This window comes from Flavobacterium aquidurense, from assembly GCF_002217195.1.
GTDB lineage: Bacteria > Bacteroidota > Bacteroidia > Flavobacteriales > Flavobacteriaceae > Flavobacterium > Flavobacterium frigidimaris.
On record NZ_MUGR01000009.1, the window covers coordinates 63609 to 74438 of the forward strand.

Here is a 10830-nt window from a genome sequence, read left to right on the forward strand (position 1 = left end):
TAGAAATATTCAGCACGAAAATTTTAGACAAAAAAGATTTTCAAACCTACTAATAGTACCTTATTAAAATAAGCTTAAACGAATTTTTATTCATAAAAAAACGAGGCATTTGCCTCGTTTATCTTAGTTATTATGATGATCTAAATCATTACCTATTATAGCAATGATACTTTTTAAATCCATTTTATTTCTTTTTAGGTTTTATAACAAAACCATAACTGTATTCTTTGTTCTTCAATTGATATTGCTCATGAGGTAAAGCGCCCCAGCTGGTATCACCACCAAGGCCTCTTTGTGCTAAATCAATACAGACAACAACTTCTTTTCGAGGCGTAATATCACTTGAATGACGGTATTTTTTTGTCAGGCCGGGATCAAAGTCTTCAGGATAATTGTGCAGTGCGCTTACTCCCAATGGTTGCAAACCTTCTATTTCTATACCATTTCCTGAGTTATTGCTTAGCGTTAACCAGCGAACATCTGTTTTATATCCATTTTCCTGAGGACGTATATAAGGGACATATTGATCAGCTACTTTACTTTGGTAAATTCCTTTGAAAGAGGCTGTGTTTCTATCCTGATAATTCTCCCAGGGCCCTCTTCCGTAATAAGAAAAATTATCCAGCTCTTTTTTAAGAGAAAATAGCATTCCAAAACGAGGCATTTCAGACAATTGATTATTTCCAGCTTTGAATGAATTTATCAGCGTCAAACTTCCATCTGAATTCATCGTGTAAGTAATTGTATAAGTGGAGGTAACATCTTTTAAGAAAAGATTTGCCACAACAATTGTTTTACCGGACTCTTTTTTGACTTCGATAGTGTTCAGAATAGCAGTCTTTCCTGCGGCTCTCCATACATTACTTAAAACCGGCATATTGTTTCCAAAATCATTATCTGTTGGTGCGCGCCAAAAATTAGGAATTGGCATCTGATCGAAATAATCTTCATCATCTGATTTGTATCGCTGTATTAAACCTGTATTCTTGTTGATGGTCACCTCGACACCTGCTGCGCTAAGGGTAATGGCATCTTTAGTTTCTTTTAGAACAGGATTTGCCTCTGAAACAGAAGATTTTGCAAAATAATTTCCCTCACTAATTGAGAATTGTTCGCGGGCTACTTCAAAATTTTGAGGCAAAACTTCCGTACCTTCACTCGTGTACGCATAAATATTCAAAAGATATTCAACTCCGTCTTCTCTTGTTAGTTTCGGTAATTCAAGCTGGACTTTTTTCTTAGACTGCGGTGCAAGACTAATGGCAATAGTACCTGATTTTATAACCAATCCGTTTTTTAGGACTTCATACCTGAAATTATATTTTTCTAGGTTTGTATAACCAAATCCATTTTCTACTTCAATAATTCCTTTTTTCAAATCAGCCGCTGTAAATAGAATGTCCTGATACACTTTTTTTACTTCAAAAGCGCCCGGATGAGGCGTGCGATCCGGCCAGACTAATCCGTCATCGCAACCGTTCTCGTCATTGGTATAATTTTGACTTCCCATATCGCCGCCATAGGCCCAGTATTTTCGTCCTGCTTCATCAGTCATCTCCAATCCCTGATCTACCCAATCCCAGATAAATCCTCCCTGCATGTTATTGCTGCTGCGAATAATATCCCAATATTCCTGAAAATTACCATTGCTATTTCCCATTGAATGGGCATATTCACACATAATAAACGGGCGTTTTACTTCTTTTCGACTGGCATATTCTTTCATATAATCAATACTTGGATACATTGGGCAAACCACATCAGTATTCTCCTGTTCTCCTGCCTGCTCAAATTGTACCAATCGCGTTTTATCTCTATTTTTTACCCAGTTATAGGCTTCATGAAAAACGGGTCCGTTGCCGCATTCATTACCCAGGGACCAAAGAATAACGGAGGGCTGGTTTTTATCTCTTTCCACTAAGCTGTAAATACGATCCATATGCGCCGCTTTCCACTCTGGAAGATAAGCAGGATGTTTTGTTTTATCAAATGGCCCTTGCAGTTCTGCCCCCATATCGTGACTTTCTATGTTGGCCTCGTCTACCAGAAATAAACCAAATTTGTTACATAATTTTACCCACATCAAGTTATTTGGATAATGACTGCAGCGCACCGCATTAATGTTTAATTGCTTCATTAACCTGATGTCTTTCATCATCGTTTCTTTATCCTGATAATGGCCCGTTTTAGGATTATGTTCATGGATATTCACACCATGTACCATAATTCGAATACCGTTCACTAATAATTGTCCGTTCTTTAATTCTACTTTTCTAAAGCCAATTGGTGTCGAAACCGTTTCAATAAACTTTCCATTTTCATCCTTTAAGGTCAATAGTAAAGTATATAAATTTGGTGTTTCGTTGTTCCACAATTTAGGTGAAGTGACCTTTTGTGTAAAAGTGGCGGTTGCTTCAGAATTAGCTCCTATATTTATTTTTATTGTTCTTTTAAAAACTTCTCTGCCTGACGCATCTACTAATTTTGCCTCAACGGTTTGGTTGTTTTTTGAAACAGCATTCATATTCTTTAGTTTAACATCTACAGACAGACTTCCGTTTTTATAGGAAGCGTCAAGATCCGGACGCGCAAAAAAATCTGCAATACGAGTGTTTGCCGTACTATAAAGATAAACATCGCGATCTATGCCTGATAAACGCCAAAAATCCTGATCTTCTAAATACGAACCATCGCTCCAGCGATACACTTCAACTGCAACCTGATTTTTACCGGGTTTAACGTATTTTGTTATATCAAACTCTGTTGGACTTTTAGTGTTTTCACTATATCCCACTTTTTCCCCATTGATCCAAATATACATTGCCGAAGTTCCTGCTTCAAAATGAAGATAAATACGGCGTTGGTTCCAGTTTTCCGGCAACTCAAAAGTGCGTTTGTAGGATCCCACAGGATTATCTGTGTGAGCAATAAAAGGTGGATTTTTAGCAAATGGGTAGATAATATTGGTGTAAATAGGAATTCCGTATCCCACTAATTCCCAATTTGAAGGGACTGAAATTTCTTTCCAGTTTAAGGTATTAAAATCAGTTTTAAAGAAATCTTTTGGTCTTTCGTCAGGTGTAGGCGCCCAGTTAAATTTCCATTTTCCGTCTAGTGTTAAGAACCAGGGAGAACGAGTATAATCATCTGCAATAGCAGAAGATTCGTCTGCATAGGGTAAGAATGCTGCCCGTGCAGGTTCGCGATTAATCTGAAATACGGCTGGATTTTCCCAATCATTATTTGCTGTCTTTTCCTGCGCATTGACAACTAATGATGTGATCACAGCGATATAAAGTAAAATTGTGTTTTTTTTCATATAAAATGTATTCTATTATGCATCATAAAATTTATTTCCATCAAACCATCTATATGAAACAACATCACTTTGTTTTTATAAATAAATTTCAATAGTAATTAGACGCTATTTTTGTATTCACTTGATTGATAAGCAAACAGGGGGTAAACTATCCCCCGTAAAAAATCATAAGTGATGACAAATGACTGATAACCATTAAATCAATCATTTGCCAAACACTTAAAAAAACCTAACAAATTAACTAATAAGAAACACTTACCACGGTGCGTTTTGAGTCATATTTGGATTATTATTCAATTCGCTTTGCGGAATTGGATAATATGAGTTTTTAGTGGTAAAAAGCTGGTAACCTCCTACCTGACTTGTTTTGATTACTGTTTCTAAAGTTCCCCATCTTCTTAAATCAAAAAAGTGCAGTCCTTCGCGGGCAAACTCAACATTTCTTTGGTGCATAATCTCTGTCATCATTTGGTCTTTGCTCCATCCTGTCATAGAAATATCAGCTAGCTTTGCTCTGTCTCTAATCCTTTTCACTAAGGGTATTGCCTCAGCTACTTTACCTTGCATCGTTTTTGCCTCAGCCAGCATTAAAAGAACATCTGCATAACGCATGGCATATTCATTGAGTTCACTCTTCCAATCTCCTTCGTCATTATTCCACCAGTTTTGATTTTTTCTAATCCATATCGCATTTGTTCCAAACTTTGTTGCAAAATCTGAATTGTAATAAATACACCCCGGATAATTCCACGCCAAAGTAGCCAAAGCTCTTGGATCAAATTCTCCACCAACAGTCTTTTCCTGTGTTAATGCATTCAATAATACCTTTGTTGGCAATAATTCGTTCCATCCGCCTACTTCACCCGGCGCGCATTCCTGAGCCATTGTTGTTGCTCTTGTTCTCTCGGCCGGCGTTCCTCCCCAAATGGTCGAACCACCCACTTTGCTAAACTGAATTTCAAAAACGGACTCTTTGCTGTTTTCATGTTTACCATCAAATAATTCAGCATAATTATCTAAAAGTCCATATCCGTTTGAGCCTTCGTTACTTACTAACTTATTCAACTGCTCTTCGGCTTTTGCCCAGTCTTTCATATACAAATATGTTTTTCCTAAAAATGCAATTGCTGCATTCTTTGTCACTCTTCCTTTAAGGGCAGCAGGATAGTTTTCCGGTAATTTGCTATTGGCAGCAAATTGGAAATCAGCTATAACCTGATTCCAAACTTCCGCTTCAGTAGATTTTGATTTAAAATAATCAGCCTGTGTTTCTACTAACGCTGTCGTAATAGGTACACTTCCATACTCATTGACCAAATTAAAATAATTCAAACCTCTTAAAAAAGTCGCTTCTGCTAATAATTGCTCTCTTTTAATTTCATCCATATTTTTAATTTTTGGCCCGTAAGAAATTACCTGATTGGCGCGAAAAATTCCGATATAAAGTGCTTTAAAGATATCTCCGGTCAGATTGGTACCTGCATCATTTTTATACATAGAAACGGCATAACGATCCTGCACATCATTTCTGGCAACAAAATTTTCTGTTCTGTTTTCTTTGAGCTGCATGGCCTGAATTTCCCAATAACCTGCATTATTATTGTCTACCAGAGTATTGTAAACTGTTGCTAATCCAGCCTCTAGATCTTCAGGAGTTTTCCAGTAAGAAGTAGTGGTTAGTTGACTCGGGTTTTCTAATTCAAGGTTATTATCGCATGAACTTAATAACACAAAGCCAGAGATTAGATAAAATATAATTGATTTCTTTTTCATTTTTTGTCTATTTAAAAGTTAATTTGCAAACCAAAAAGTATCGTCTTGCTTAATGGATATGATTTATAATCAACTCCTCTTCCTCCTAATGCATCAGCAGACACATCCGGGTTATACCCTTTGTATTTTGTAAAAGTATAAAGGTTGTCTGCTGCAAAATATATTCTGCATCTCTCTACAGATACTTGTTTTGTAATGCTGTTTGGAATTGTATATCCAAGTTGAACCGTTTTGATTCTAAGATAAGAACCGTCTTCCAGGAATCGATCAGAATAATCTGCTCCGTTATTGTTTTTGTCGTCAATATCTAATCTTGGGAAATCTGAATTTGGATTAAACGTATAAGAGTCTAATGTTGCACTGGAATAGTTGGTATTGGCTCTTACTGTTTCAAGATCTGTTTTATTTCCATTATAAAGTTTATTTCCCTGAGTTCCCTGCAAAGCCAGCGTAAAGTCAATCCCTTTCCAGTCTGCCTGCAATCTCAAACCGTACTCAAACTTAGGGAAAGCGCTTCCTTTGTATTGTCTGTCTTCACCGTTGATTTCACCATCGCCATTGTAATCAATGTATTTAACATCTCCCACTTGTGCATTTGGCTGAATCAGTTTTCCGTCTTTCGTATAAGAATCAATTTCTGCCTGAGATCTGAATAATCCATCAGAATCTACCAGAAAAAACGAATAAATTGGATACCCGACTTTACTATAGGTTACCGGAGCACCGTGAAAGGAACCTTTTCCTCCTTCGATTACCTGACTTCCTGTACTAAGTTCATCTACATTGTTTTTGATACTTGATACATTCGCTGTAATATTGAAGTTAAAATCTCCCAGTTTCTCATTGTACGTTAAACTCATTTCATATCCTTTATTGGTTACGTTTCCGGCATTTGTATAAGGATTATCACTTGATCCGACAGATAGTGGAATTGGCACTCTTAAAAGTAAATCTGATGTTTGTTTTTTGAAATAGTCAAATGTATATTGCAGCTTACCGTTCCATAAATCCAGATCTAAACCAAAATCTGATGTTGCTGTTGATTCCCATTTTAAACCCACTGCCGGATAATTTGTCTGAATATTACCACTCCATAATGTGTTTGGTTCTCCTGCTCCGTAACTGATCCCTGAAGTAATCAATCCTAAGTATTGATAATCCCCAATTTCCTGATTCCCTAATACACCGTAACTTGCACGTAATTTCAAATCGGATATTGGCGTTTTTAGATTGGTAAAAAAGTTTTCTTTACCAATGCTCCATGCTCCTGAAACAGAAGGAAAATTACCCCATTTGTTGTTTTGGCTAAATCTTGATGACCCGTCACGTCTTATGGTAGCTGACAATGTATATTTACTGTCATAAGAGTATATAACACGGCCTAAATAAGAAACCAGATTATTTTTCGTATTAAAACCACTTGCTGCGGGCTGAACAGCTCCGGATAACGTATAGATACCATCAGGTATACCGCTCACTGAACTTGTAACGGATTTGAAAGTATTGTTATATACCGTATATCCAGCCAAAGCATTTACATAGTGCTTGCCAAAAGTTTTGGTATAATTTAAGGTGTTTTCTACCTGCGTGTACAAATTAAATTCATCCTTATGAATTAAATCGTTATCTAAATTTTTAAAGAAACCACCTACCTCATAACGTGGTGTATAATTATCTTTTACATAATCTGAAACAGTTGCCCCGACACTCAATTTGTATTTAAAGCCATCAAAAAAGTTAGCCTCTACATATGTATTTAGTAAGGCCTGATAGGTATCACTTGTTACATCAAGAAGATTCAATGCCGCTATTGGGTTAAATATATCCGTTACAGGACCGGAAGCTCCACCGTAACCTCCTACCGCATCTTCGTTGTAAACAGCAAAACCGGGAATCATGGTAATTGCCGATCCCATAACATTACGACCTTGTCCGGGTACATCTGGTAACTCTTTTCTTTTTTCTTTGGTTAATAAAAGTGTTTCTCCAATTTTAAAGATCCCTTTTTTATAATCAGACTTTACTCTGATATTAAAACGGTCGTAATTCGTTTCTTTGATTATCCCTTCCTGATTAAAGTAATTTAAAGACATATTGTATTTTAAATTATCTGATCCTCCTGAAAAACCTAAAGAGTAATTTTGAATAGGTGCAGCTTTAAAAATGGCATCCTGATAATTTACTCCGGCTCCTCCAACTTCAGGATTAAGTGAAATAGGCAACGGATCTTTTCCTGCCGCCGCATAGGCCGCATTGCTTACTTTTGACCATTGTTCCTGGTTCAGTAAACTTAATTGTTTGGCTACAGTAGCATAACCTCCAAATACATCTAAAGAAACCTTGATATCTCCCTTTTTACCGCTCTTAGTTGTAATAATAACAACACCATTTGCTGCTCTGGAACCGTAGATGGCAGCGGCAGCGGCATCTTTTAAAACTTCGATTGATTCAATATCATTTGGACTTATGCTGTTCATGGACGCCACCTGGATATCATCTACCAAAATCAAAGGGGTGTTATTGTTTAATGAACCTGCTCCTCTTATCTGAATTCTGGTACCGGCGCCGGGGCTTCCTCCCGCCGATTCTACAGAAACTCCGGCAACCTTACCCTGAATAGCACTACCCAGGTTAGTATTACTTTGAGCATCAAGCTGTTTTGCTTTCAAACTGCTTATAGCACCAGTAGTACTACTTTTCTTCACGGTACCGTATCCTATTATAACAACTTCATTTAATGCATTACTTTCTTCACTTAGCGAAGCATTAATAACATTTCTTCCTTTTATTGCTTCTTCAACACTGCTATATCCAATGTAGGAGAAAACTAATATGGCATTTGGATTGGCTACATTTAACTTAAAAGTTCCATCAAAATCTGTAACAGTTCCATTAGTAGTTCCTTTGACAGTTACTGTAACGCCGGGGATTTTTTGAGCTGTTTTAGTGTCCTGAACTGTTCCTGTAATGGCATTTTGAGCTTGCATACTAATGCATGAAATCAAAGCAAAAACAGACAGTGCCAGTTTAGATGTAATGAAAGATCTTAAATTTTTCATTGGGTTAACATTCTCTTTTTTCATAAATTCATAGTTTTAAAATTGGTTTTGGTTAATATTTATTTTCAAGTAGTTCTAATTAAAATCACACGTATTATAAATCAAGCCTGTACAACACTTATTTTACGTTAACTGTAACTTCAACGGGTTTCAGCCACTGACTTGTAAAGGTTACTTTTATGGGTTCAGATGATATTCCGGCGGACTGAATATAAGCTGCAATATGACCGTGAAATACGCGCTGAACATTATCTGTATAATCTGTCATGTCGCTGTTATTTCCTGCTTCGAGTCCTAATAAAGTTCCTGGACCGCTTATCGTGCAAGTCACTTCATTGTCTGAAAGCATTACCGGCAGACCATTTTGATCTTTTATCTGAACCATTATTTTCGCAACTCCTTTCTCTTTTGCAATCGTGATATTTTTATCTGCAATCGTTAATTCAACAGGCTGTTGCGTTGTGGCAACAGTGTAACTACTTACGGCTACATCTTCTTTGTCTAAACCAATAACTTCCAGTTTTCCCGATACAAAAGGAATATCCCAATACATAATTCCTGTTTTTTCATCGTATAATTTGGTTTCGCCAACGACTTTTCCGTTTAATTCCAGGCGTGCTTTTGCTGCATTGGTATAACAAACCACACGAATTTTTTCGCCTTCTTGATAATTCCAGATTGCCCAGGCATCTTTAGATACGTCTTTTTCATTTTTCAACCGATACGTTCCAATGTAAGCCATTGGTTTATCTGACCATAATGACTGACGGAAATAGCCTCTTGGTTTTATAACTCCGGCAAAATCAACCAATCCTGAATAAAATCCTCTTGAGGGCCACCTTCCTGATTCGCCTAAATAATCAATACCTGTCCAAAGGAATTGTCCAAAAATATATTTGTTGTTTTTTACCGCCAGCCAAGGCTCCATATCATGAACATTCTCACTTCCGTAGATGACTCTGTTTGGATATTTTTCATGATCCGATTTGTATTTACTTTCGGTATAATTATAACCTGTAATATCTAAAGCTCCCGGATATTGGGTTTCATTTGACATTGCAACACCTGCTAAACCAGCAGTCGTTGGGCGGGACTTGTCGTATTTTTTTACTGCAGCCACCAGACGTTTTGCAATAACTCCAAGGCGCATCGCATCTGGCGCATCTTTTTTGTAACCTCCGTAAGCGGCTTGCCCAAAACCATCTTTTCCTTTGTCAAGAACCGGGTGAGAATAGGGATCATTAGGGTAATCTACTTCATTGCCAATACTCCAGGCAAAAACCGAAAGATGATTTCTGTCACGACGAACAAAATCTTCGAGATCTTTCTCGCCGTAATCGGCAAAAATATCAAACGAACCTTCGAATCCCGGAGTTCCGTAATTCCAGCCTTCCAGCCATTTGCGTTTTGGGAATTCCCATTCGTCGTAAGCTTCATTTAAAACCAATAATCCCAATTGATCACATAACTCATAAAAAACCGGAGCCTGCGGATTGTGACTTGTACGAATGGCATTTACACCAATTTCTTTAAGAGTTTTTAATCTGGTTTCCCAAACTTCACCAGGCACTGCTGAGCCTAAAACTCCCGCATCGTGATGCAGACAAACACCTTTCATTTTCATCGATTTTCCATTTAATGCAAAACCATTATTAGCATCGAATGTAAAAGTTCTAAAACCTGTTTTGGTAATAGTTTCATCTATTTTTTTACCCTCTTTTAAAACCGTTGTTCGAAGCTCATACAGATTTGGATTTTCTAAGTCCCATAACTTCGGATTTTTAATCATTAATTTAGTTGAGATTTTAGCAGTTTTATTTGCTGCAACTTCAATTTTATCAGAAGAATTTGCTACTGATTTTCCATCTTTTGAAATCAGTTCGTTAATTACCGTCAAAGTCGATTTTACAGCAGAACCATTTTCAAGATCAACCTCAATTTTCAAGGTTCCCTTTGCGTTTTTTACTTCCGGATAAGCATAAACGCCCCATTGTGCAATGTGAATGGGATTGGCATAAACAACCCATACATTACGATAAATCCCTGAACCGGTATACCATCTTGAATCGGCACTTTGGCTGTGATCAACGCGTACTGAAATGATATTTTCTGCACCATATTTTATAAACGGCGTTGCATCATAAGCAAAAGAAATATATCCATTTGGGCGTCTTCCTAAAGAATGTCCGTTGATAAAAACTTCGCTTCTGTTGTACACTCCTTCAAAATAGAAATAGACTTTTTCGCCTGTTTTACTTTGCGGAATAGTAATGGATTTTCTATACCACGCAATTCCGCCAGGTAAATAACCTGTGCAACTTGCCAATGTTGGACTCAATTGTCCTTTTACGCTCCAGTCATGAGGTACATCAACCGTTTGCCATTTGCTGTGGTCATAAGTTGCATTTTTTGCATCTGAAACATCTTCAAGTTTGAATTTCCAGTTGTCATTGATTTTTTTTGAATCTCCAAATGATATCTGACCAAAACCAGACATACAGGATAAAATAAGAATGGGTAATATGATTTTTTTGGTAAACACTAGTAATACTTTTTATTGTTATTATTTTTTTGTTTCAGGTTCTAAACTCTTCGCCTCAATTTTATTCCGGCTGACATTCCAATATTTGAGTTCTATTACACCTGTCGAAAATGTCAATCTGTTTAAGAGGAATCTAT

At 37.0% G+C, this 10830-nt stretch carries 4 protein-coding genes; all 4 read right to left on the reverse strand.

Going from position 1 to position 10830, the window contains the following annotated elements; all coding sequences use genetic code 11:
- Positions 1–184: 184 nt before the first annotated feature.
- Positions 185–3319 carry a glycoside hydrolase family 2 TIM barrel-domain containing protein gene (locus B0A67_RS05760; RefSeq protein ID WP_072962140.1) on the reverse strand — a complete coding sequence of 1045 codons (3135 nt, stop codon included), beginning with the start codon at positions 3317–3319 and terminating at the stop codon, positions 185–187.
- Between the two features lie 255 nt (positions 3320–3574).
- Entirely contained in the window at positions 3575–5092 is a 1518-nt protein-coding gene (locus B0A67_RS05765; protein ID WP_072962143.1) for a RagB/SusD family nutrient uptake outer membrane protein, read from the reverse strand.
- A gap of 11 nt (positions 5093–5103) precedes the next feature.
- Entirely contained in the window at positions 5104–8175 is a 3072-nt protein-coding gene (locus B0A67_RS05770) for a SusC/RagA family TonB-linked outer membrane protein (RefSeq protein WP_242670930.1), read from the reverse strand.
- Positions 8176–8269: 94 nt separating this feature from the next.
- A complete protein-coding gene (locus B0A67_RS05775) occupies positions 8270–10693 on the reverse strand; it encodes a sugar-binding domain-containing protein (RefSeq protein WP_084074584.1) in 2424 nt (807 codons plus the stop codon).
- Between the last annotated feature and the right edge of the window lie 137 nt (positions 10694–10830).